Here is a 23,378-nt window from a genome sequence, read left to right as displayed (position 1 = left end):
GCTCGCAGAGGGACCGGTCATCCCCCTGCGGACTGACGGGCGGCTACTTGGTGGCCCGGCTGATCTCGATCCAGCGGTCCAGGGTGGCGGCGCCCGCGCCGGAGTCCACGGCCTGGGCGGCGCGGGCGTAGTTGGCCCTGAGCTGGTCGGCGAGGCCGTCGGCGGCGGGGCCTTCCAGGGCGGTCAGCGCGGCGGCGGCGTTGAGCAGGGCCGCGTCCCTGATCGGGCCGGTCTTGCCGCGGAGCAGGTCGTGCACGGCGCCCGCGTTGAACTCGGGGTCGCCGCCGCGCAGGTCGCCCGGCTGGGAGCGGGGGATGCCGATGTCCAGCGGGTCGAAGGTGGTCCTGGTGGCCACGCCGTCCCGCACGACGTACACCGTGGAGGGGGCGGCGGTGGAGAGTTCGTCGAGGCCGTCGTCGCCGCGGAAGACCAGGGCAGAGACGCCGCGCTCGGCGAAGACGCCGGCCACGACCGGGAGCATCCGGGCGTCGAAGACGCCGATCGCCTGGGCGGCCGGCTGGGCCGGGTTGGTGAGCGGGCCCAGGAAGTTGAAGACGGTGGGGACGCCGATCTCCTTGCGCGGCGGGCCCGCGAAACGGAACGACGGGTGGTAGACGGGCGCGAAGAAGAACGCGATCCCGGCCTCGGCCATCACCCTGGCCGTCGCCTCGGCGGAGGCGTCGATCACCACGCCGAGCTGTTCGAGCACGTCGGCGGCCCCGCACAGGGAGGACGCCGCCCGGTTCCCGTGCTTGGTCACCCGCGCGCCCGCCGCGGCGGCCACGATCGCCGCCATCGTCGAGACGTTGACGGTGTGCGCGCGGTCCCCGCCGGTGCCGACCACGTCGACGGTTGGGCCCTCGACGGTGACCCGGGTGGCGCGGGCCAGCATGGTCCGGGCCAGCCCGGACACCTCCGCGACCGTCTCCCCCTTGGCCCGCAGCGCGACCACGAAGGCCGCGATCTGCGCCGGGGTCGCCGCGCCGGACATGATCTCGCCCATCGCCCACGCGGTCTCATCGGCGGTCAGGTGCTCGCCGGAGAGCAACGCGGTGAGAAGCGACGGCCAGGTGGTGCGAGCGTCCATGACGTTCCTTGGCTAGCGAAGCGGAGACGGACTGATCAGGAGACCGGCAGGCGGCGGCGGAGCAGATCCGCCACGGTCTCTGCGACCGTCATGGGGTCCAGCGGCTGGGACACGACCGCGTCGGCGCGCGACCAGTTGGCCAGCCAGCGGTCGTCCCGGCGGGCGATGATCAGCAGGATCGGCGGGCAGTTGTGCACCTCGTCCTTGGCCTGCCTGGCGATCCCCATGCCGCCGGCCGGCGCGGCCTCGCCGTCGAGGACGGCCAGGTCGACGTCGCCCGCGTCCAGGTAGCGCTGCACCGCCGGCTGGGTGGCGCACTCCACGATCTCCACCTCGGGGATGTCGGCCGCGGGCCGCCGCCCGATCGCCAGCCGCACCTTCTCCCGGGTGCTCGCGTCATCGCTGTAGACGAGAACCTTCACGTCGCACACTCCCTAACCGCCTGTGGTCAAGCCGATGGTATCGGCCCCGCCCGGCCCCCCGCGCGCGACCGTACCCGGCAACACCGCCCCCCGGAGAGGCGACCGGGCAGGTTAGCCGCAATAATGCTGGGCGTGGCGACAGCATCCGCAATTACAACGACGACGACACCGCACTCGTCCCGCCGGCCGAACCTGGTCGCGGTGGGGACGATCGTCTGGTTGTCCTCTGAGCTCATGTTCTTCGCGGCGCTGTTCGCGATGTACTTCACCATCCGATCGGTCAGCCTCGACCAGGGACTGCCCTGGCCGAACGCCGACCTGAACATCCCGTTCGCGACGGCAAACACCATCATTCTGGTTTTGTCCAGTGTGACCTGCCAGTTCGGCGTCTGGGCCGCGGAGAAGGGCCAGGTCAAGAAGCTCCGGTTCTGGTACATCGTCAGCTTCCTCATGGGCGCCGTCTTCGTCGGCGGACAGCTGTACGAGTACAACGCACTGGTGCACGAGGGCACGACGCTCTCCTCCGACGCCTACGGCTCGGTGTTCTACCTGACCACGGGCTTCCACGGGCTGCACGTCACGGGTGGACTGATCGCGTTCCTGTTCATGCTGGGACGCACGTACGCCGCGAAGCGCTTCACGCATGAGCAGGCCACCAGCGCCATCGTCGTGTCCTACTACTGGCACTTCGTCGATGTCGTCTGGATCGGCCTTTTCGCGACCATCTACATCATCAAATGATCGGAACGGGGATATCGGTGAACTCGATCACCGCGCGACGGCGGCATCCCCTCGCGCGTCTCGCCGTCGTGGCGCTCGCGCTGGGCCTCCTCGGCGGAGGATACGCCCTGTTCGCGCCGAGCAACTCAGCGGACGCGGCGATCGCGTCCGGCAAGGCCGATGACGTGGCCGAGGGCAAGAGCCTGTTCGTCGCCCACTGTTCGAGCTGTCACGGCATGAACGCCGAGGGCACCCCCATGGGTCCGCCCTTGGTGGGCGTCGGCGCGGCGGCGGTAGACTTCCAGGTGAGCAGTGGGCGCATGCCGGCCGCCAACCCGGGTCCGCAGATGCAGCGGAAGCCGCTCGGGGAGTGGGTGACGCCGGAGGCGATCAACCAGCTGTCCGCCTACATCATGTCCCTCGGGGGCGGCCCGCAGCGGCCGTCGGCCGAGATGGTGGACCCGGCCAAGGGAGACGCGGCCAAGGGTGGCGAGCTGTTCCGCGCCAACTGCATCCAGTGCCACAACTTCGTCGGCGCCGGCGGCGCGCTCACCTACGGCAAGTACGCGCCGAACCTGAACGAGTCCACGCCCGAGCAGATCTACGAGGCGATGGTCACCGGCCCGCAGGCGATGCCGGTCTTCAACGACTCGACGATCACGCCCGAGGACAAGCGGAACATGATCGCTTACATCGTGCAGATGCGTGAGTTGAAGGACCCGGGAGGGTTCGGCCTCGGCCGGATCGGCCCGGTGACCGAAGGCCTCGTCGTCTGGATCGCCGGTCTCAGCTTCATGTCTCTGACCGCCATCTGGATCACCGCGAAGAAGCGTAAGAAATGACCAACGAGCAATCGAGCCACGAAGAGGACGCGCGCGTGCCCAGGCGCGTCATCGGCACCCCCGCCGCGGGCACCGCGGTGCTCGGCGACTCGCCGCCGCCGGCTCCCGCCGAGGACCCGGCCGTCGTCTATCCGGACCCGATCGCGGCCAGGAAGGCCGAGCGCCTCGTCGCCCTGCTCTTCCTGGTCACCTTCCTGTCCGGCGTCGCGTTCATCGCGTCGTACGTGATCTTCCAGGTCGGCACGGTGAACAGCACCGCGGCCTCCAACCTGGCGCTGGGCGGCAGCCTCACGCTGGCCCTGCTCTCGCTGGCCTCCGGCATCGTGCTCTGGGTCCGCCGGATCATGCCGAAGTACACGCTGGTCCAGGAGCGCCACCCGATGGCCTCCGGCTCCGACACCCGGGAGTACGTGGCCGACACCTTCGTGGCGGGCGCCAACGAGAGCGGCTTCGTCCGGCACAAGCTGCTCCGCCGCACGCTGCTGCTGGCCGCCGCGCCGCTGGGCCTGGCCCCGCTGGTGCTGCTGAAGGACCTGGGCCCGCTGCCCGGCACCTCGCTGCGGCACACGGTCTGGAAGAAGGGCCTCCGCCTGGTCGTGGAGGGCACCGGCGCCCCGATCAGGGCCGCCGACTTCAACTCCCCCGGCGGCATCCTCTCGGTGGTGCCGCAGGGCTACGAGCACGACCTGAACGCGCTCGCCAAGGCCACCCTGATCCTGATCAAGTTCCGCCCCGACCAGTTCAAGGCGGGCACGATCAAGAACTGGACCCACGACGGCATCGTGGCCTACTCCAAGATCTGCACGCACGTGGGCTGCCCCGCCGCCCTGTACGAGCAGACGACCCACCACATTCTCTGCCCCTGCCACCAGTCGACGTTCGACGCGACCGACGGCGCGCGGGTCATCTTCGGCCCGGCCGCCCGGCCGCTGCCGCAGCTGCCCATCGGCGTGGACGGCGAGGGCTACCTCGTCGCCCAGGCCGACTTCGACGTGCCGGTCGGGCCGAGCTTCTGGGAACGCGGCGACGCCGAGGCGGACGCCAGGGAAGCCAGGGAGAAGGCATCATGACCACAACCCTGAACAACGCCACCCTGAACAACGCCACCCTGAACGGCGCGGCCCTGAAGGAGACGCCCAAGCCGATCGCCGGCACGGCCTCCTACCTGGACGACCGGCTGGGCGCGGGCAGCTTCCTCAAGCGGAACCTCCGCAAGGTCTTCCCGGACCACTGGTCGTTCCTGCTCGGCGAGATCGCGCTGTACTCGTTCATCATCCTGCTGCTCACCGGCACGTTCCTGACGTTCTGGTTCAAGCCGGGGATGGGTCACGTCGTGTACGACGGCCCGTACCAGCAGCTGCGCGGGGTCACGATGTCGGAGGCGTACGCCTCGACGCTGAAGATCAGCTTCGAGGTCCGGGGTGGTCTGCTGATGCGGCAGATGCACCACTGGGCGGCGCTGCTGTTCGTGGCCGGCATGATGGTGCACATGCTCCGGGTGTTCTTCACCGGCGCGTACCGCAAGCCGCGCGAGCTGAACTGGATCATCGGTGTCCTGCTGCTGACGCTGGCGCTGGCCGAGGGCCTGACCGGCTACTCCCTCCCCGACGACCTGCTCTCCGGAGCCGGTCTGCGGATCACCGAAGGTGTCGCGATCTCGTTGCCGCTGATCGGGACGTACCTGACGTTCTTCCTGTTCGGCGGGGAGTATCCGGGTGAGGATGTGATCGCGCGCTTCTACTCGCTGCACATCCTGCTGATCCCGGGCATCCTGCTGGCGCTGATCTCGGCGCACATGATCCTGATGTGGGTGCAGAAGCACACCCAGATGCCGGGGACCGGGCGGAGCAACACCAACGTGGTGGGGGCGCCGTTCTACCCGGCCTTCATGCTGAAGGCGGGGGCGTACTTCCTGTTCACGTTCACGGCCATCGCGGGGCTGGGGACGTTCGCGCAGATCAACCCGATCTGGTTGTTCGGTCCATACACGCCGTCGGATATCTCGGCGGGGTCGCAACCGGACTTCTATATGGGCTTCCTGGAGGGCGCGCTGCGAATAATGCCCGCCTGGGAGATCAACTTCCTCGGGTACACACTGCCGCTGAGCGTGCTGATACCGGCCCTGGTGCCGATGGGCATCGTGATGACGGGGCTGGCGCTCTATCCGTTCCTCGAGCAGTGGGTCACCGGGGACCGGCGGGAGCACCACATCGCCGACCGTCCCCGCAATAACCCGCACCGCACCTCGATCGGCATCTCGGCGGTCACGTTCTACGGCATCCTGTGGCTGCTGGGCGCGAACGACGAGATCTCGGCGTTCTTCCACATCGACCTGTACCACACGACGATCTTCGGTCGCTTCGCCATCATCCTGGGTCCGGCGCTGGCGTACGCCATCACCTACCGGATCTGCATGGGGCTGCAGCGCAAGGACGCGGACGTCATGTCGCACGGCGTGGAGTCGGGTGTGATCAAGCGGATGCCGAACGGGCAGTACATCGAGGTGCACGTGCCCCCGGCCGAGGACATCGCCGACCACCTGCGGGGCAAGGCGCTGATCCCGATCGTGCCCGGCGAGGCGGACAGCGAGGGCATCCCGCCGAAGGGCGCCCGTTCGATCCTGGGCAAGGCGCGGGCCATGATGAGCAAGAAGTACGGCACCGAGCACATCCCGCTCGAAGAGGACGGTCACGGCCACGGCCACGCCGCCCTCGGCCCGGGTGAGGGTGACCACAAGGAAGTGCACTAGCCAGACGCCGAAAAGGCCCGGAGCTTCACGCTCCGGGCCTTTTCACATGCTGTCGGTCTCCGCTTCGCGCAGCCTGCTCCACTTCAGCCAGTCGGGCCAGGACTGCTGCCAGTGCCCCCAGCCGTTCAGCGGCTCCAGCATCCGCGGGCTGCCGGTGACGATGATCGGGTCGCCGATCAGGGTGTTGTCGATGAACCATTTGGCGTTGGCCGGGCTGATGTTCACGCAGCCGTGGCTGACGTTGGAGTTGCCCTGCGAGCCGACCGACCAGGGCGCGGAGTGCACGTACTCCCCGCTGTTGGAGATGCGGACGGTGTTGTAGACGGTCTGCGAGTAGTAGCCGGGGCTGCCGGGGCCGGCGTCGGGTGAGGTCATCACGGTGACGGGCTCGCGGGACATAGCCAGGTGCACGCCGCTGGTGGTGTGATATTTCATCACTCCGCCCTTGCCGGCGCTGATCGGGACGCTGCGGATCAGCTTGCCGTCCCGCTTGATCTTCATCATGTGGGTCACCACGCTGGCCGTGCTGATCTGGGAGCGCCCGATCTTGAAGTCGCGGACGAAGTCCTTCATGCCGTACATGCCGTCGGCGCCGCGCACGCCGGAGAGGCGGGCGGTGAAGCGGACGCTGGTGCGCGGCGGCCAGAAGGTCTTCGGCCGGTAGGCGATGGTCTTGTTGTCGAACCAGTGCCAGGCGCCCTCGACCGGCCGCGACGCCTGCACGAACAGGTTGCGCTCCACCGAGACGCGGTCGGTGATCTCCTTGTCGAAGCTGACCATGATGGGCATGCCGACCCCCACCGTCAGACCGGAGATGTCCTTGTTGGGGACGATCTGGTCGATGCTGAAGGTGCTCTTCGGCTTGAGCGTGGTGAACGTGCTGCGGGCCGATCCCGACGCGGTCGTCGCGGTCACGCTGTACTCGGTGTCGGCCAGCATGGGCCGTACGCTGCGCCAGCGGGTCCTGTCGGCGCTGAACACCCCCGGCACGGCCACTCCCTTGGCCGTCACCGTGACGGCCGTCAGAGCGCCGTTGGCGGAGCCGATCCTGATCGGGACCCCCGGGGTCAGATCCCTGGCCCCGTTCACCGGAGAGATGTACGGGACCACCGCCGCGACCTTTTTGGCACCGTTCTCCCCCGCGGACGCGGCCGCGCACCCCGTCGCCATCACCAGGGCAAGCGCCCCAGCACCAGTAGCTCGCACGTGCGTACTCCCCCCTGCGGCATTTGAACGCTTTCATAGCGTTATTACCCAGTTGCGGAGAGTTCGTCCCGTGGGCGGGTAAAAGAAAAGTCCCGGCGTACCTATCGGCACGCCGGGACTCCTTGAAACCCTGGTAAAGGACCCCAGTTCAGGATCAGTGCAAGATCAGTGCGAGAAGTTCCCCCGGTAGTACTGGAAGACGAATCCGATCGTGCTCATGATGATCGCGAACATGCCGATCATGAAGAGCCACCAGCCGATGACGAAGCCGAAGAAGGCCAGCGCCGCGGACAGAGTGACGAACAGCGGCCACCAGCTGTGCGGGCTGAAGAAGCCCAGCTCCCCGGCGCCGTCGCTGATCTCGGCTTCCTTGTCGTCCTCGGGCTGGTCGCCGATCCGGCGGGCCGTGAAGAGCAGGTAGTAGCCGATCATGAAGGCGAGCCCGACCGAGATCGCCATCGCGGTGGTGCCGGTCACTTCCTTGGACCAGAACCAGTAGACCAGGTCCGCCGCGGCGAAGAAGACACCGCAGAGGATGAACATCCACCCCTGGACCTTCATACTTTCTCCTCGATGGCCGGCTTGGCCGGCAGATGGGGATACTTGGCGTCGAACGCCGGGCGCTCGGACCTGATCCTGGGCAGCTCATGGAAGTTGTGCCGCGGCGGCGGGCACGAGGTGGCCCACTCCAGCGAGCCCGCGTAGCCCCACGGGTCGTCGACGAGCACCTTGGGCGCGTGCCGGTGGGTGTGCCAGACGTTGTACAGGAACGGCAGCGTGGAGGCGCCGAGCAGGAACGCGCCCACCGAGGAGACCATGTTCAGGTCGGTGAACCCGTCCACGGCCGAGTAGTTCGCGTACCGCCGGGGCATGCCCACGACGCCTAGCCAGTGCTGCACCAGGAAGGTCAGGTGGAAGCCGATGAACAGCGTCCAGAAGTGCCACTTGCCGAGCTTGTCGTTGAGCATCTTGCCGGTGAACTTGGGCCACCAGAAGTAGAAGCCCGCGAACATCGCGAACACCACCGTGCCGAACACCACGTAGTGGAAGTGCGCCACCACGAAGTAGGAGTCACTGATCTGGAAGTCCAGCGGCGGCGAGGCCAGGATGACGCCGGTCAGGCCGCCCAGCAGGAAGGTGATGAGGAAGCCCACCGCGAACAGCATCGGTGTCTCGAAGGAGAGATGGCCTCGCCACATCGTGCCGATCCAGTTGAAGAACTTCACCCCGGTCGGCACCGCGATCAGGAACGTCATGAACGAGAAGAACGGCAGCAGGACCTGCCCGGTGACGAACATGTGGTGCGCCCACACCGTCACCGACAGACCGGCGATGGCGATGGTCGCGCCGACCAGGCCGATGTAGCCGAAGATCGGCTTGCGGCTGAAGACCGGCAGCACCTCGGTGATGATGCCGAAGAACGGCAGCGCGATGATGTAGACCTCGGGATGCCCGAAGAACCAGAACAGGTGCTGCCAGAGCATCGCCCCGCCGGTGGCGGAGTCGAACACGTGCGCCCCGAGTTTTCGGTCCGCCTCCAGCACCAGCAGCGCCGCCGCCAGCACCGGGAAGGCCAGCAGCACCAGGATGCTGGTGAGCAGGATGTTCCAGGTGAAGATCGGCATCCGGAACATGGTCATGCCCGGCGCGCGCATCGTGATGATCGTGGTGATGAAGTTGACCGCGCCCAGGATCGTGCCCAGGCCGGACAGGGCCAGACCCATGATCCACAGGTCGGCGCCGAGCCCCGGCGAGGTGACCGCGTTGGACAGCGGCGAGTAGGCGGTCCAGCCGAAGGAGGCCGCGCCGCCCGGGGTGAAGAATCCGCCGACCGCGATGGTGCTGCCGAACAGGTAGAGCCAGTAGCTGACCATGTTCAGCCGCGGGAACGCCACGTCGGGCGCGCCGATCTGGAGCGGCATCAGCTCGTTGGCGAAGCCGGCGAACAGCGGGGTCGCGAACATCAGCAGCATGATCGTGCCGTGCATCGTGAACAGCTGGTTGAACTGCTCGTTGGAGACGAACTCCATGCCCGGCTGGGCCAGCTCGGCCCGCATCACCAGCGCCATCACGCCGCCGATGAGGAAGAACACGAACGACGTGATCAGGTAGAGGTGCCCGATCACCTTGTGGTCCGTGGTGGACAGCCAGCTCGCGATGAGCCGGCCCTTGCGGTACGGCCGCGCGGGCAGCGCGGCCGGCTCCGAAATGGCGGTCACTGGGCGCCCCCCGCCTGACTAGCGACGTACTGATCGAATTCGGCCTGCGGGACGAGCTTCACCGAGAACAGCATCTTGCTGTGGTCGACGCCGCAGAGTTCCGCGCAGCGGCCGAAGAACGTGCCGGTGTTGTTGAGCGTGTCGATCTCGAACTTGTTGTGGAAGCCGGGCATCACGTCCTGCTTGAACAGGAAGGCCGGCACCCAGAACGAGTGGATGACGTCCGGCGAGTTGAGCAGGAACTCCACCTTGGTCCCGGTCGGCAGCACCAGCTGCGGGCCCTGCGGGTTCTCCAGGCTCTGCTTGGCCAGGTCGACCGGAACCCCGGCGACGACGACCGTCTTGCCCTGGTATTCGGTGGTGAAGCGCCAGCTCCACTGGAAACCCTCGACCTTGACCTTCACCGGCGCCGTCCCGGAGACCTTCATGATCTCGGTCTCGTCCCGCGCGGTGAAGTAGAAGAACACGGCCACCATGACCAGCGGCACGAGTGTGTAGAGCATCTCGATCGGCAGGTTGTACCGCACCTGCGGCGGCAGTTCCTGATCGGAGTGCTTCCGCTTCCGATGGAAGATCACGGACCAGATGATCAGACCGAAGACGACGACGAAGGTCGCGAGCGCGGCGATCCAGGAGCCCAGCCACAGGTCCAGCATCGTGTTGCCCTGGTGGGTCTGCGGCTCGGGCATGGCCCCGCGGGACCATTCTTCGGCACTACACGCCGACGCGGACGCCACCAGCAACGCCACCACGGCGAGGCTGGGCAACCGGCGGCGGGCCAACGGTCGCCGTGTCGTACGGCGGGTCGGACTCACGGATCGCCTACCCCACAGATGAAGCCCAAAGGACTCTTCCCCTGGGCGTTTCTCAGATTCCACTACAAACGGGAGATCTTCTCGCCCGCTTTACTTGATTCACTTCAATGCTGGGGGACACATTAGCGCGGACTGGCACTGCCCCTCTGAGCAGCCCCCGTTAATGTCCTCACTGTGGCGTACCTCGACGCGGCTTCCACAGAACCGCTGCATCCCGCGGCCCGCGAGGCCCTCATGGCGGCGCTGGACGTCGGCTGGGCCGACCCCGCCCGCCTGTACGGCTCGGCCCGCCGGGCCCGGCTTCTGCTCGACCAGGCCAGGGCCGAGGTGGCCGAGATCCTGGGCGCCCGGCCCGACGAGCTCTCCTTCACCCCCTCCGGCACCCAGGCCGTGCACCTGGGCGTGCTCGGCGCGCTGGCCGGCCGCAAACGCGCCGGGCGGCACCTGGTCGCGAGCGCGGTCGAGCACTCCAGCGTGCTGCACGCGGCCGGGGTGCACGAGCGCGACGGCGGCACGGTCGAGACGGTCGGCGTCGAACGCACCGGCCGGGTCTCCCCCGCCGACTTCGCCGCCGCCGTGGCCCAGCCCGGTACGGCTGTCGCCTGCCTGCAGACCGCCAACCACGAGGTCGGCACCCTGCAGCCGATCGCCGAGGCGGCCGAGGCCTGCCGGGCGGCGGGGGTGCCGCTGTTCGTGGACGCCGCCCAGTCGGCCGGCCGGCTGCCGATCCCGCCGGGATGGTCGATCCTGGCCGCCAGCGCGCACAAATGGGGCGGCCCGGCGGGCGTGGGGGTGCTGGCGATCCGGAAGGGGGTGCGGTGGCGCTCGCCGTACCCCGAGGACGAGCGGGAGAGCCGCCGGGTGCCCGGCTTCGAGAACGTGCCCGCGGTGGTGGCCGCCGCGGCGGCCCTGCGTGCCCGCGTCGCCGAGGCGGCGACCGAGTCGGCCCGGCTGTCCGCGCTGATCGAGCGGATCCGCCACGAGGTGCCCCGGCTGGTGCCGGATGTCGAGGTGATCGGCGACCCGGTAGAACGCCTTCCCCACCTGGTGACATTTTCCTGCCTCTATGTAGAAGGTGAGGCACTCCTTACCGAGCTGGACAAGGCGGGTTTCGCGGTGTCGTCAGGGAGTTCCTGCACGGCGAGTACGCTTCGACCGTCACATGTGCTGGAGGCGATGGGTGTGCTTACACACGGGAACGTCCGGGTATCGCTGCCCCGTGGCGTTTCCGCGGAGGATGTGGACAGGTTCCTCACCGTTCTCCCGGATATCGTGCGCCGCATTCGTCAGAGCCTGGGAGTGCACTAGATGTTCGGGGACAACATCATCCGGGGGATCCAGTGATGTGGCGCCGCAAGCCCGCCAGGGAGACCCCGCAGGAGGCCGCGGCCACCGCGGCCCGGCCCGCCGCTCCCCCGGCCACCGCCCTCACCATCGACGCCATGGGCCGCAAGTGCCCCATCCCCATCATCATGCTGGCCGACCAGATCAACGCGGTCGGACTGGGCGCGGTCGTCGCGGTCCTGGCCGACGACCCGGCGGCCTTCACCGACATCCCCGCCTGGTGCCGCCTCAAGTCGCACGAGCACGTGGCCAGTTACGAGCTCCCGCAGGGCGGCTGGTCCATCCACGTACGGCGTAACTACTGATTTCTCCGGTTAACCGCCGCTGACGGGGTACGTAGCGTTAGAAGCGGACAAAAGGGGGGAAATCGACATGACTACGGCACGGGACATCATGCACTTCGGGGTGGAGTGCGTGAGCGAGAACGAGACCATCGACGTCGCCGCCAAGATGATGCGCGAGCTGGACGTCGGGTCACTGCCGGTGTGCGGGAGCGACGACCGGCTCAAGGGGATCATCACCGACCGGGACATCGTGCTGCGCTGCGTCGCCGCCGGCCACGACCCGGCCAGGGTCCGTTGCGGCGACCTGACCGACGGCACGCTCGTCTGGGTGAACTGCGACGCGGACGTCGACGACGCGCTGATGGCCATGCGGGAGAACCAGATCCGGCGGCTGCCGGTGATGGAGGACCACCGGCTGGTCGGCATGATCAGCGAAGCCGACCTGGCCGCGCACCTGCCGGACGAGAAGCTGGCCATGACGGTCGGCCAGATCTACGCGCAGAACTGACACCGCGGAGCGGGCCACGGACCGGTGGCCCGCTCGGGCGGATCCCTACGGGTGGTGGCAGCGCAGGTGCCCGGCGACCTCGGCGGCGGCGTCCTTGCCGTACGCGCCGGAGAATCGGTCGAGGAAGTCCTGCTGGCCCAGCTCGTACTCCTGGCAGCCGACGCGCTCCAGGACGTGGGTGGCGGTGAGGTTGCCGACCTGGCCGCAGCGCTCCAGTGAGAGGCCCCAGGCCAGGGCGGACAGGAAACCGGCCCGGAACGCGTCGCCGACGCCGGTCGGGTCGGCCTTGCCCAGCTCGGGGGCGGGCGAGATGTGCAGCGAGGGCTCGCCGGCGCGGTCGATCCTGGCGCCCTTCGGGCCGAGCGTGGTGATCCGGACGCCGACCTTGGCCAGCACCTCCTCGTCGGACCAGCCGGTCTTCTGCTCGATCATGCCCTTTTCGTAGTCGTTGCTGAACAGATACGCCGCGCCCTCGATGAGCTGGCGGATCTGGTCGCCGGGCATCCGGGCCAGCTGCTGGGACGGGTCGGCCGCGAACGGGATGCCGCGGGTGCGGGCCTCTTCGGTGTGCCTGAGCATCGCGTCGGGGTCGTTCGGGCTGACCAGGACCAGGTCCAGGCCGCCCAGCCGGTCGGTGATCGGGCCAAGCTCGATCTCGCGGGCCTCGGCCATCGCGCCGGTGTAGAAGGACGCGATCTGGTTGTGCTCCTCGTCGGTGGTGCACAGGAAGCGCGCGGTGTGCCGCAGCTCGGAGACGCGCACCGAGGCGCAGTCCACGCCGTGGCGCTCCAGCCAGGAGCGGTAGTCGGCGAAGTCGGCTCCGACCGCGCCGACCAGGACCGGGGACAGACCCAGGCAGCCCATGCCGAACGCGATGTTGGCCGCGCAGCCGCCCCGGCGGATCTGCAGGTCGTCGACCAGGAAGGACAGCGAGACGCGGTCCAGCTGCTCGGCGATGAGCTGGTCCCCGAACCGGCCGGGGAAGGTCATCAGTTGGTCGGTGGCGATGGAGCCGGTGACGGCGATGCGCACGGGGTCATTCTCCTCGTTGTCAGCAGCGCTTCAAACGCCCGCCGGATCGCGAGCCACGCAAGAATACGCGACTTCACGCCGACGGCGAACCGCCCCTGAAGGAAATGCCTCCACCCTGTACGGCACACGCCGCACAGGGTGACGAGACTCGCCCCGTTGGTTTCCCCGTTAGTTGAACGAGTCGCCGCAGGCGCAGGAGCCGGTGGCGTTCGGGTTGTCGATCGTGAAGCCCTGCTTCTCGATCGTGTCCACGAAGTCCACCGTGGCGCCGATCAGGTAGGGCGCGCTCATCCGGTCGGTGACGACGCCGACGCCGTCAAAGTCGGACACGACGTCCCCGTCCATCGAGCGGTCGTCGAAGTAGAGCTGGTAGCGGAGACCGGAACAGCCGCCCGGCTGCACGGCCACGCGCAGCTGCAGCCCTTCCTCGCCCTGCTGGTCCAGCAGGCTCTTGACCTTCGCGGCGGCCGCGTCAGTCAGCAAAAGCCCCTGTCGCGTGGTGGTTTCGCTGCTCTCAACCGTCATGTGGTGACTCCCACCGTCTGGGTCGGCCGCCCTTCGGGGAGCGGTCGCTTGATGTCGTCGTACTCAGACGCTACCAACACCTGCGCCATGCGCCACATTCCCCCTGGCGCTACCCCCGGGAATAACAGGGCAGATCCGTATGTAATTATTAGTCGTCAGTTCGACGATAAGTCCCCGAAGGGGGTGTGGTCAGTGACGACCACGAGTCTTCCGCTCTTCGTGCTCGGCCAGGGCACCGATCCGCACAGCGAACGCGGCGTGGACTGTCCCGGTGAGCTGCCGCCGTCCTCCGACCCGACGCTGGTGGCGCGGGCCAGGGCGGCCAAGGAGCGACTCGGCGACAAACTGTTCGTGCTGGGGCACCACTACCAGCGGGACGAGGTGATCCAATTCGCGGACGTGACCGGCGACTCGTTCAAGCTGGCCCGCGAGGCGGCGGCCCGGCCGGACGCGGAGTACATCGTGTTCTGCGGGGTGCACTTCATGGCCGAGTCGGCCGACATCCTCACCGGGGACGCGCAGCGGGTCGTGCTGCCCGATCTGGCGGCCGGGTGCTCGATGGCGGACATGGCGACCTTCAACCAGGTCGAGGAGTGCTGGGAGGCGCTGGAGGACGCCGGCATCGCCGACCAGGTGGTGCCGATCACGTACATGAACTCCAGCGCGGACATCAAGGCCTTCTGCGGGCGGCACGGGGGCGCGGTATGCACCTCCTCGAACGCGCGCCGGGCGCTGGAGTGGGCCTTCGAGCAGGGCCGCCAGGTGCTGTTCCTGCCCGACCAGCATCTCGGGCGCAACACCGCCGTGCTGGAGATGGGCTTCGGCCTGGACGACTGCGTCCTCTACAACCCGCACCGGCCGAACGGCGGCCTCACCGGGAGCGCGCTGCGGGACGCCAAGATGATCCTCTGGAAGGGCCACTGCTCGGTGCACGGCCGCTTCACGGCCGAGTGCGTGGACGACGTACGGGCCCGGGTGCCCGGGGTGAACGTCCTGGTCCACCCCGAATGCCGGCACGAGGTCGTCACGAAGGCCGATTTCGTCGGCTCCACCGAATACATCATCAAGACCCTCGAAGCGGCCCCGGCCGGCTCCTCGTGGGCGGTCGGCACCGAACTGAACCTGGTCAAGCGGCTGGGCGCCATGTTCCCCGACAAGACGGTCACCTTCCTCGACAAGACCGTCTGCTACTGCTCCACCATGAACCGCATCGACCTGCCCCACCTGGTCTGGGCCCTCGAATCCCTCGCCGACGGCCACGTCGTCAACCAGATCACGGTCGACCCGGACACCACGCACTGGGCGAAGGTCGCATTGGACCGCATGCTCGCCCTGCCGTAAGGCTCCCGGCGCTCGGCTGGAACACTCCAGCCGAGCGCACCGGCGGAACTACTTCAGCTCGAACGTGATGTCGACCGTCAGCCCGACCGCCTGCTGGCCGGGGGAGATCGACGCCTTGTCGGCCATGGCCATCGCGCCGTGGAACGGGATCGGGCCGGGGGCGTGGCCGCCGTCCTCGCGGACGGTGAGGATCTTGCCGAGCTTGCGGCCGGTCAGCTTGGCGTAGTGCTCGGCCTTGGCGGTGGCGTCGCGGTAGGCGGCGTCGCGGGCGGCCACCAGGATGGCGTTCTGGTCGGAGATCTCGAAGGAGATGCCGTTCAGGCGGGCGTCCTCGCCCACCGCGGCGGCGGCGTCGATGACCTTGTCGGCCTTGGTCAGGTCGCGGACGACCGCCTCGACGCCCTGGGTGGCCCGGTAACCGACGATCTTGGGGTAGTTCTCGTACTCGGGGCCCAGCGTCAGCTCGCTGGTGCGCAGGTCCTTCTCGGCCAGGCCGCTGCCGAGCAGCGCCTTGGTGAGCTTGGCCGCGGCCAGCCTGGCGGCCTTGAACGCCTCCCCTGCCGTGGCGCGGCGCACCTCCACCCCGGCCTGCAGGCGCATCAGATCCGGCGGGGCGGAGACGTTGCCCTGACCGGTCACGGAGATCTGCGAACCTTTTACCACCACATCGGCATACCCGCCTGGCGAAGCTGCGAACGCGGGCGTGCTGAGCAGTCCGGTCACGACGAAAGCGGCGGCGGCCGCGTGCCTTAGGTTGATCATGGGCGGATCACATCAGCGGCGGGACCGGGGCCAGGGGACCGCCACGCGCTCTTGGCGATCAGATTGCGGACCGGTCGACCCACCACTGCAGCAGCTTGACGTCCCCCTCGACCGCGTAGTCCTGGTGGCTGCGCCGCCCCCAGGCCAGCATCATCAGGTCGGCGGCGGTGGCCGTGCGCACGGTGACGTCGCCGGGGGCGGCCGAGCGCTCGTACCGGAACCCGCTCGGGGTGAGGGTGATCAGCCAGGCCACGCCGGTGTCGGCCTGCCAGGCGATGGTGTCGCCGCCGCCGTGCAGGTCGGCCAGCTCCGGCCGCCAGCGCGCGTACGGCAGCACGGCCAGGAACTCCTCGACCCCGTCGACCGCGATGTGCTCGTCGATCTCGGGCGTGACCCCGACGGCCAGTTCGGCGTCCACCCGGTGGATGACGGTCTCGTGCAGCTGCCGCCTGGACCAGAACCGGACCTGCTGGTCCTCGCCCCAGGACCACATGGCCGCGTCCGGCTCCCGCGACCGCAGCGCCTCGGCCAGCGGGGCCGCGCCCGCCTCCAGCCAGGCGACGTGCGCGCCGGCGGCCTCGGGGATGCCCAGGTCCATCTCGGCCCGTTTGTAACGCGTCTGGGCGAGGTCGGTGACCATGGCGGTGACCCAGCGGTGGATGCCGCCGGTGTGCACGACGAGCTCCCTCAGGTCCCAGGCGGGACAGGTGGGCACGGGCGTGGCCGGATTCCGGTCCCGTACGGCTTTCGCCATGCGGGCCACCTCGGCGGCGATCGCGTCGGTGTGCGCGGCGTGGGTCCAAGCCTTCACAGTGCCTCCCCGGCATCAGGCGATGGAGCCATTCCACACCATCAGAGGCCGGGAGCGCCCCACACCGGGAACCATCGCGACAGATCCGGCTCGATCTTCAGCTCGCCGGCCAGCACGCCGCGAGCCTGGAGTTCCAGGGCGTTGTCGCGGCGTTCGCCGGGGAGGGGGGCGAACGGGTAGAAGGTGCCCTGCTTGTACAGGTAGACGAGGGCGAGACGGCGGCCGGCCGGGTCGGCGAACGAGACCAGGGTGCACAGCAGGGACGGGCCGAAGCCGTTGGACTCCAGAGTGGAGTTGACCGCGTGCAGATCGGTGACGAGTCCCGAAATATCGTCGTTTTGGGCGAGCAGCCAGGTGTAGCCGTACGAGTCCTGAGAAACCTGGACCTTGCCGAGCAGGGCCTGGATGTCCGCCTGGATCTCGGCGAACGCGGCGCCTTCGGCGGCGCGGAAGCAGACCGAGCCCTGGCCGGTGGGCGCGGAGGCCATCGAAACCTGCAGGCTGATCGCCGCCGACGGCAGCGCGAACAGCGCGTCCAGGTCCGGCTTGGCGGGTTTGGTACGGCCGAGCAGCGCGTCGAACCACCCCATCAGCGGCGGCCCAGTTCGGCCGAGATCCTGGCCAGCTGCTCCAGCCGGCGCTCCAGCGGCGGATGCGTCGCGAACAGCGCGGCGATGCTGGCCCCGGACAGCGCGGGCACGAAGTAGAACGCGTTGAACGACTGCTGCGCCCGCAGATCCCTGGTCGGAATCCTGGCGATCTCCCCGGTGACCTTCGTCAGCGCGCTGGCCAGCGCGGACGGCCGCTGGGTGAGCAGCGCCCCGGCCCGGTCGGCGGCCAGCTCGCGGTAGCGCGACAGCAGGCGGGTGAGCAGGAAACTCACCGCGTACACGATCCCGGACACCAGCAGGATGATCAGCCCGATCGGCGGCCCGTTCTGGTTCCGGCTCCGCCCGAGCCCCGAGTACAGCGTGAACCGCGTGATCAGCCCCGCCAGCACGCCCAGGAACGAGGCGATGGTCATGACGGCGACGTCGCGGTGGGCGACATGGGACAGCTCGTGGGCGAGCACGCCCTCCAGCTCGTCCGGTTCCAGCCGCCGCAGCAGGCCGGTCGTCACGCAGACGACGGCGTTCTTCTGGTTACGCCCGGTGGCGAAGGCGTTGGGCGTATCCGAGTCGGCGATGGCGACCCGCGGTTTCGGCATGTCGGCCAAGGCGCTCAGCCGGTCGATCACCCCGTGCAGCTCGGGGGCCTCCTGCGGCGAGACCTCCCGCCCGTGCATCGCGAACAGCGCGATCCGATCGGACAGGAAGTACTGCACCAGCAGGAAGCCCACGGCGATCACCAGCACGACGATCGCCTGCGTCCCGACGGCGATCAGCACCGCCATGAACGCGACGTACAGCAGCCCGAGCAGGAACATGGTCAGGACCATGCGCCCGGTCAGCCCCCGATCCGGTTCGAACCTGGTCATCGCGACCTCATCACCCCGGGATGAGCCCCGAGTCCCCGAGCATCTCCCGGACCTCCTCGATTGAGGCGTCCGCGGGCGGCAGGATCAGCTCGGACGGCTCCAGCGAGTCGTCCGGGAGCGCCTTGCCCACGTGCCGGACCTTGTCCAGCAACGCATGCAGTTTGGTACGGAAAATCGCTTCGTCGCCGACCTCGATGGCCTTCTCGACTTCGCTGTCCAGGGCGTTCAGGGTGTCGAGATCACCGTCGGCGATCTGAACCTGGCCCTCCCCCATGATACGGACGATCACTGCGCCTCCCCCGGGTGGCGGACCTGCTGGGTGTGCTGCTGCCCGGCAGGCTGACCTTGCTCGATCGCGCTCTTCGGCGCCGGCGCCTGTCCCAGTTCCGCCTTCATCTTCGCGATTTCCAGTTCGATGTCGCTGCCGCCGCCCATCCGGTCGAGTTCGGCCTGGATGTCGTCGCGCTGCCCGGTGAAGTCGTCGAGCGCGCCACTGGCCAGCAGTTCGTCGATGGCACCGGCCCTGGCCTGCATCTGAGCGGTCTTGTCCTCGGCCCGCTGGATGGCCAGACCGACGTCCCCCATCTCCTCGGAGATACCCGAGAACGCCTCGTTGATGCGCGTCTGCGCCTCGGCGGCGGTGTAGGTGGCCTTGATCGTCTCTTTCCGGGTACGGAAGGAGTCCACCTTGGCCTGGAGCCGCTGGCTGGCGAGGGTCAGCTTCTCCTCTTCGCCCTGCAGGTTGTTGTACTGAATCCGCAGATCGGCTACCTGGGTCTGGATCGTGCCGCGGCGGGCCAGCGCCTCCCGGGCCAGATCCTCCCGGCCCGACGACAAGGCGGCCTTGGCCTGCTGCTCACGCTTGGCGGCCTCGGCCTCAGCCTGGTTGATCTGCAATTCGACCCGCTTGCGGCTGGTCGCCACATCGGCCACGCCCCGGCGCACCTTCTGCAGCAATTCCAGCTGACGCTGGTAGGAGTAGTCCAGGGTCTCCCGCGGATCCTCCATTTTGTCCAGGGCCTTGTTGGCCTTGGACTTGAAGATCATGGAAAGTCTCTTCATCACGCTCATGCGCGTCGGCCGTCCCCTTCTTAAGGTTGTGCGTGGGTAACCCCAGTCGTTCCCTTGCCCCGAAAAGCGGGTTGACCGCCTAGGTTCACCCTACGCATAACGCACGGGGGCGTCACTAAGTTGCACTCCCGGTACGCTGGACAACGTGTTCCGACGTCGTACCCAGTCCACCACGGACGACTCCCCCGTCCCTGTGGAAGATCCTAAGGCCCAGGGGACTCCTGCCAAGGGGCGTCCAACCCCGAAGCGGAGCGAGGCGCAGGGCCGCCGCAGGTCGCCGGTGACGGCGCCGTCCAACCGCAAAGAGGCCTACAAGCAGGCCAGAGAGCGGGACCGACTAACGCGGGACCGCGCCAGAGAGGGCATGCTGCGCGGCGAGGAGAAATATTTGCCCGCCCGTGACCGTGGCCCGGTCAGAAAGCTGGCCAGGGACTTCGTCGACTCGCGTCGGCTGCCGGGGCAGTACTTCCTGCCCGCCGTGCTGCTGATCATGCTGGCGTCGATGGTCCCGTTCCCGCCGGAGATCCGTAAGTGGGTCCTGACGCTCTACACCATGTCACTGCCCCTGGTCATGATCCTGGTGCTGGTGAGCTCCTTCTACGTGGCCGGTCGGGTCAAGAAGGAGGCGGCGGCGAGGCACCCCGGCGAGAACCTGAAGGGCGTCGGCTTCTACGCGGCCATGCGCTCGTCCCAGATCCGCCGGCTGCGCTTCCCGAAGCCGGTGGTGCTGCCAGGGGGGAAGCCGGTGCCGGTCAAGCGGTGAGCCTGTCTTAGGGTGCGGTAATGGAATTTCGTCACCTTGGCCGCAGTGGTCTACTCGTCAGCGAGATCAGTTACGGCAACTGGATCACCCATGGCTCCCAGGTCGAGGAGGAGGCCGCGCACGAGTGCGTGCGGGCCGCCCTCGACGAGGGCATCACCACTTTCGACACCGCCGACGTCTATGCGGGCACCCGGGCCGAGGAGGTTCTCGGCCGTGCCCTGAACGGGCTCAGGCGCGAGTCACTGGAGATCTTCACCAAGGTCTACTGGCCGACCGGCTCCGGCCAGAACGACCGTGGCCTGTCCCGCAAGCACATCATGGAGTCGATCAACGGCTCGCTGCGCCGCCTGCGCACCGACTATGTCGACCTTTACCAGGCTCACCGTTTCGACGTGGAGACCCCGCTGGAGGAGACCCTCCGCGCTTTCGACGATCTGGTACGGCAGGGCAAGGTCCTCTATGTCGGCGTCAGCGAGTGGACGGCCGACCAGATCTCCCGGGCCGTGAAGATCGCCGATGAGATGGGCTTCGACCGTCTGGTCTCCAACCAGCCGCAGTACTCCATGCTGTGGCGGGTCATCGAGGCCGAGGTCGTCCCGGTGTCGGAGCGTGAGGGCATCGGCCAGATCGTCTGGTCGCCGATCGCGCAGGGGGTGCTGACCGGCAAGTACCTGCCCGGCCAGCCGCCGCCGGCGGGCTCGCGGGCCACCGACCCGTCCGGGTCCGGCTTCATCGACCGGCTGATGGGCGACGAGGTGCTCCGCCGGGTCCAGGACCTCAAGCCGATCGCCGCCGACCACGGCCTCACCATGGCCCAGCTGGCGGTCGCCTGGGTGCTCCAGAACCCGAACGTCTCCTCGGCCATCGTCGGCGCCACCAAGCCGGAGCAGGTCCGCGACAACGTGAAGGCGGCCGGCGTGAAGCTCGACGCCGACGCGCTGAAGCAGATCGACGAGGTGCTCGGCTCCGTGGTCGAGCGCGACCCCGCCAAGACCATGAGCCCCAGCAAGCGCCCCTAAGTAGCAAAAGCCCACTGGATCACTCCACTTCCGGAGTATCCAGTGGGCTCTGTTTTCTTCCGGGTTATTGGGGGCGCAATGACATGCCGGTGTATTCGGTCCGGTCGTCCTCCAGCAAGCTCACCTGCTCAACCCCGGATTCCAGCAGGTCGCGCCAGATCTCACCGAGCCATGACTCGGCATCGGCCTGGCTGGTGAAGACCTCCCGCGGCAAGGGATGGTCGGTCACCTCACCGCCGTTCGCGTTTTCATAACGCCAACGCCATGTCATGCCATACGCTCCTTATCGCGCGCTCCGGGTCGCCCCAGAGATAACTCAGCGGAATCCCGCGAACACCCCGGAAGAGCACCGCCGGGCCTCTTCGGCGGGCCTGAACGAGCTTCGGGTCCAGCGAACCCTATAACCCTGAGGTACCCCCCAAACACGGAGCCCGTTCCCGGCACGGTTATCCACAGGCCCAAGCGATGACTCCCGGCGGCGTCGATATCATTCCCGGGTCCGGCGGCGACACCTGGCCAAGCGTGGCGTCCAGGGCGATCTCCGCGCGCCTGCGGGGGGCAGGAGCCGGAGTTCCATGCGGTATGGGCTGGGACGACCTCCGCGCACCTGCGGGGCACGGGTGGTGATGGCCTGCGATCTCCTCGCGCATGTGGGGGGGCAGGGGAGACGGGGGACGTATGAAGGTGCAGTTGACCGGGACCGCGGGAGCCGGGGGCTGGCCGGAGCCGGGATGCCGCTGTGCGTCCTGCGGAGGGGTCCAGACCGCTCGCCGGCCGTTCTCCGTGGTCATCGACGACAACGTCCCGCTCTCCGGCCACGAACTCGCCCGCACGCCCGACGGCGACTCCGTGGTGAGCCCCGACGGGGGGCGGCTGCTCTTCGCCAACGGCGACCGGGTGAACGGCGAGGGCGGCGAACCCTACGACATCGTGCTCATCGATCTCCTGGAGCGCCCCGACCACCTGGGCGACCTGCGCCGCCGCGGCCTGGTCGGCGAGGCCACCCAGATCGTCGCGGTCGGCCTCGACCACCGCGCGCCCTCCGAGGCCGAACTCGACCGGCGACTCCGCTTCTGGGGTGCGATCACCGTCCCTGACGGCACGATCCTGGACACCGGTCCGGGCGCTGGCCCGGACACCGGCTTGGACACCGGCTTGGACACCGGCTTGGACACCGGGGCGCCCCTGGCTCGCGTGCGCCCCCGGTCGCTCCCCCGCCGGACGCTCCTGATCGGCGGCTCCCGCTCCGGCAAATCCGCCGAAGCCGAACTACGCCTGGCCGCCGAACCCGAGGTGACCTACGTGGCCACCGGCTCCCCCGGCCACGACGACCCCGAATGGCTGGCCCGCGTCAAAACTCACCAGGCCCGCCGCCCCGCCCACTGGCGAACCCTCGAAACCACCGACCTCAGCGAACTCCTGACCACCGCCACCGGCGTCCTCCTCATCGACGGCCTCGGCACCTGGCTCGCCGCCGTCATCGACGCCCACGCCGCCTGGCCACCCGCCACCCCCGAAGCCGTCCACGCCGAATGCGACGCCCTCCTCGAAGCCTGGCGCCAGACCACCGCCCACGTCATCGCCATCACCGACGAGGTCGGCCAGGGCATCGTCCCCACCCCCCCCGCCGGCCGCCTCTTCCGCGACCTCCTCGGCGCCCTCAACCAACACCTCACCACCGCCTCAGAAGAATCCGCCCTGATCACCGCAGGCCGCGTCCTCCCCCTCCCACTCTGATGCCCACCCTCCCCCCTCCGAACGCGCCACACCCCCGAGCACCTCTCCCCCAACGCGACGTGCCGCCTCGCCGCCATCGCCAATCGGACGGCCGACCCCTGGTCTCCGCCGGCATGGCCTCCGTAGCCGCGGTGACCATCGCCAAGAGCGCCGACGATGTCTTGGTCCACACCCCGGTGTTCCAGACGATCGGCGCGACACGGCCCGTCCCGTCCATGGCCTCCGGAAAACCCGATGCCGCTACGGCTTCGCCCCCCGCACCTGGCCGCACCGTGCTTGGCCTACCGGCCGGGCCCGGGCATCCGGATGCCATGCCCTCGGCGCCCGCACCTGGCCGCTCCGAGTCTGACCTACCGCCCGGGCCCCCCAATGCCGCCACGCCCGCACCTGGCCGCCCAGAGCTTGACTCACCGGCAGAGCCCGGAAACCCCGATGCCACCACGTCATGGGGACCTTTCGCTCCCGACCCTCGTGCCCCGACTCGCCTCCTCGTGGAGGTGGGGAAGTGATGCGGGTGGTTTGGGCGGGGTGGTTGTTGGCGGTGGGGATGTTGAGTGTGTTTCCGGTGCGGGTGCGGGAGGTTGATCGGCGGGTGGCGGGGTGGGCGATGGTGTTGGCGCCGGGGGTAGGGGTGGGGTTGGGAG

At 68.6% G+C, this 23,378-nt stretch carries 26 protein-coding genes; 11 read left to right on the top strand and 15 right to left on the bottom strand.

Annotated features, from left to right (window positions below):
• Positions 1-43: 43 nt before the first annotated feature.
• A complete protein-coding gene (gene trpD / locus Acor_RS04780; RefSeq protein WP_155335303.1) occupies positions 44-1,087 on the bottom strand; it encodes an anthranilate phosphoribosyltransferase in 1,044 nt (347 codons plus the stop codon).
• 35 nt (positions 1,088-1,122) lie between these two features.
• Entirely contained in the window at positions 1,123-1,509 is a 387-nt protein-coding gene (locus Acor_RS04775) for a response regulator transcription factor (RefSeq protein WP_155335302.1), read from the bottom strand.
• Positions 1,510-1,632: 123 nt separating this feature from the next.
• Between Acor_RS04775 and ctaE the strand changes: the two genes are divergently transcribed.
• From ctaE to qcrB, 4 genes are read left to right on the top strand one after another with little or no spacing between them, the layout of a single operon-like run.
• On the top strand, positions 1,633-2,250 hold the full coding sequence (gene ctaE / locus Acor_RS04770) for an aa3-type cytochrome oxidase subunit III (RefSeq protein ID WP_155335301.1): 618 nt from the start codon (positions 1,633-1,635) through the stop codon (positions 2,248-2,250).
• A 17-nt stretch (positions 2,251-2,267) separates the two neighbouring features.
• On the top strand, positions 2,268-3,071 hold the full coding sequence (gene qcrC / locus Acor_RS04765) for a cytochrome bc1 complex diheme cytochrome c subunit (RefSeq protein WP_155335300.1): 804 nt from the start codon (positions 2,268-2,270) through the stop codon (positions 3,069-3,071).
• Entirely contained in the window at positions 3,068-4,141 is a 1,074-nt protein-coding gene (qcrA, locus tag Acor_RS04760) for a cytochrome bc1 complex Rieske iron-sulfur subunit (RefSeq protein WP_155335299.1), read from the top strand. Before qcrC ends, qcrA begins: the two co-directional genes overlap by 4 nt.
• Positions 4,138-5,820 (top strand): cytochrome bc1 complex cytochrome b subunit, encoded by a 1,683-nt coding sequence (qcrB, locus tag Acor_RS04755; protein WP_155335298.1) that lies wholly within the window; start codon positions 4,138-4,140, stop codon positions 5,818-5,820. The genes qcrA and qcrB overlap by 4 nt, the downstream gene beginning before the upstream one ends.
• Positions 5,821-5,862: 42 nt before the next feature.
• On the opposite strand, the gene Acor_RS04750 is transcribed toward qcrB, so the two are convergent.
• The 4 genes from Acor_RS04750 to ctaC form a co-directional block, all read right to left on the bottom strand.
• On the bottom strand, positions 5,863-7,026 hold the full coding sequence (locus tag Acor_RS04750) for a L,D-transpeptidase (protein ID WP_246238427.1): 1,164 nt from the start codon (positions 7,024-7,026) through the stop codon (positions 5,863-5,865).
• A gap of 165 nt (positions 7,027-7,191) precedes the next feature.
• Entirely contained in the window at positions 7,192-7,587 is a 396-nt protein-coding gene (locus Acor_RS04745) for a cytochrome c oxidase subunit 4 (RefSeq protein WP_155335297.1), read from the bottom strand.
• A complete protein-coding gene (gene ctaD / locus Acor_RS04740) occupies positions 7,584-9,245 on the bottom strand; it encodes an aa3-type cytochrome oxidase subunit I (protein WP_155335296.1) in 1,662 nt (553 codons plus the stop codon). Before ctaD ends, Acor_RS04745 begins: the two co-directional genes overlap by 4 nt.
• Positions 9,242-9,994: an aa3-type cytochrome oxidase subunit II gene (gene ctaC / locus Acor_RS04735; RefSeq protein ID WP_246238426.1), complete on the bottom strand. Its 753-nt coding sequence runs from the start codon at positions 9,992-9,994 to the stop codon at positions 9,242-9,244. The genes ctaD and ctaC overlap by 4 nt, the downstream gene beginning before the upstream one ends.
• A gap of 240 nt (positions 9,995-10,234) precedes the next feature.
• Between ctaC and Acor_RS04730 the strand changes: the two genes are divergently transcribed.
• From Acor_RS04730 to Acor_RS04720, 3 genes are all read left to right on the top strand, one after another.
• Positions 10,235-11,368, top strand: a complete 1,134-nt coding sequence (locus tag Acor_RS04730) for a cysteine desulfurase family protein (RefSeq protein WP_155335294.1) — start codon at positions 10,235-10,237, stop codon at positions 11,366-11,368.
• A gap of 35 nt (positions 11,369-11,403) precedes the next feature.
• Complete coding sequence (locus Acor_RS04725) at positions 11,404-11,709, top strand: sulfurtransferase TusA family protein (RefSeq protein ID WP_155335293.1); 306 nt, start codon at positions 11,404-11,406, stop codon at positions 11,707-11,709.
• A gap of 67 nt (positions 11,710-11,776) precedes the next feature.
• A complete protein-coding gene (locus Acor_RS04720) occupies positions 11,777-12,196 on the top strand; it encodes a CBS domain-containing protein (RefSeq protein ID WP_155335292.1) in 420 nt (139 codons plus the stop codon).
• A 45-nt stretch (positions 12,197-12,241) separates the two neighbouring features.
• On the opposite strand, the gene Acor_RS04715 is transcribed toward Acor_RS04720, so the two are convergent.
• Both Acor_RS04715 and erpA read right to left on the bottom strand, forming a co-directional pair.
• Complete coding sequence (locus tag Acor_RS04715; protein ID WP_155335291.1) at positions 12,242-13,228, bottom strand: carbohydrate kinase family protein; 987 nt, start codon at positions 13,226-13,228, stop codon at positions 12,242-12,244.
• Between the two features lie 168 nt (positions 13,229-13,396).
• Entirely contained in the window at positions 13,397-13,753 is a 357-nt protein-coding gene (gene erpA, locus Acor_RS04710; RefSeq protein ID WP_155335290.1) for an iron-sulfur cluster insertion protein ErpA, read from the bottom strand.
• 192 nt (positions 13,754-13,945) lie between these two features.
• Here erpA and nadA point away from each other — a divergent pair, with 192 nt between their 5' ends.
• A complete protein-coding gene (gene nadA / locus Acor_RS04705; protein ID WP_246238425.1) occupies positions 13,946-15,094 on the top strand; it encodes a quinolinate synthase NadA in 1,149 nt (382 codons plus the stop codon).
• A gap of 48 nt (positions 15,095-15,142) precedes the next feature.
• Here nadA and Acor_RS04700 read toward each other — a convergent pair whose 3' ends face one another.
• From Acor_RS04700 to Acor_RS04675, 6 genes are read right to left on the bottom strand one after another with little or no spacing between them, the layout of a single operon-like run.
• Positions 15,143-15,856: an SIMPL domain-containing protein gene (locus tag Acor_RS04700; protein WP_155335288.1), complete on the bottom strand. Its 714-nt coding sequence runs from the start codon at positions 15,854-15,856 to the stop codon at positions 15,143-15,145.
• Positions 15,857-15,914: 58 nt separating this feature from the next.
• Positions 15,915-16,667 (bottom strand): maleylpyruvate isomerase family mycothiol-dependent enzyme, encoded by a 753-nt coding sequence (locus Acor_RS04695; protein ID WP_155335287.1) that lies wholly within the window; start codon positions 16,665-16,667, stop codon positions 15,915-15,917.
• 41 nt (positions 16,668-16,708) lie between these two features.
• Positions 16,709-17,257 (bottom strand): PspA-associated protein PspAB, encoded by a 549-nt coding sequence (pspAB, locus tag Acor_RS04690; protein WP_155335286.1) that lies wholly within the window; start codon positions 17,255-17,257, stop codon positions 16,709-16,711.
• Positions 17,257-18,144, bottom strand: a complete 888-nt coding sequence (htpX, locus tag Acor_RS04685; protein ID WP_155335285.1) for a zinc metalloprotease HtpX — start codon at positions 18,142-18,144, stop codon at positions 17,257-17,259. The genes pspAB and htpX overlap by 1 nt, the downstream gene beginning before the upstream one ends.
• Before the next feature lie 10 nt (positions 18,145-18,154).
• Positions 18,155-18,433, bottom strand: coding sequence for a PspA-associated protein PspAA (gene pspAA / locus Acor_RS04680; RefSeq protein WP_155335284.1), 279 nt, complete (start codon positions 18,431-18,433; stop codon positions 18,155-18,157).
• A complete protein-coding gene (locus tag Acor_RS04675) occupies positions 18,430-19,215 on the bottom strand; it encodes a PspA/IM30 family protein (protein WP_155335283.1) in 786 nt (261 codons plus the stop codon). Before Acor_RS04675 ends, pspAA begins: the two co-directional genes overlap by 4 nt.
• 145 nt (positions 19,216-19,360) lie before the next feature.
• On the opposite strand from Acor_RS04675, the gene Acor_RS04670 reads away from it, so the two are divergent.
• Positions 19,361-19,978, top strand: a complete 618-nt coding sequence (locus tag Acor_RS04670) for a DUF3043 domain-containing protein (protein WP_155335282.1) — start codon at positions 19,361-19,363, stop codon at positions 19,976-19,978.
• A gap of 20 nt (positions 19,979-19,998) precedes the next feature.
• Complete coding sequence (locus Acor_RS04665) at positions 19,999-20,997, top strand: aldo/keto reductase family protein (protein ID WP_155335281.1); 999 nt, start codon at positions 19,999-20,001, stop codon at positions 20,995-20,997.
• Positions 20,998-21,061: 64 nt separating this feature from the next.
• Here the strand turns inward: Acor_RS04665 and Acor_RS04660 are convergent, their stop codons facing one another.
• Positions 21,062-21,268 carry a hypothetical protein gene (locus tag Acor_RS04660; RefSeq protein ID WP_155335280.1) on the bottom strand — a complete coding sequence of 69 codons (207 nt, stop codon included), beginning with the start codon at positions 21,266-21,268 and terminating at the stop codon, positions 21,062-21,064.
• Positions 21,269-21,675: 407 nt separating this feature from the next.
• Between Acor_RS04660 and Acor_RS04655 the strand changes: the two genes are divergently transcribed.
• Positions 21,676-22,734, top strand: a complete 1,059-nt coding sequence (locus Acor_RS04655; protein WP_155335279.1) for a bifunctional adenosylcobinamide kinase/adenosylcobinamide-phosphate guanylyltransferase — start codon at positions 21,676-21,678, stop codon at positions 22,732-22,734.
• Positions 22,735-23,378 lie beyond the last annotated feature (644 nt).

The organism is Acrocarpospora corrugata, assembly GCF_009687845.1.
Taxonomy (GTDB): Bacteria; Actinomycetota; Actinomycetes; order Streptosporangiales; family Streptosporangiaceae; genus Acrocarpospora; species Acrocarpospora corrugata.
The sequence above is the reverse complement of the archived record's forward strand: the minus strand, read 5'-3'. Positions and strand labels throughout refer to the sequence as shown.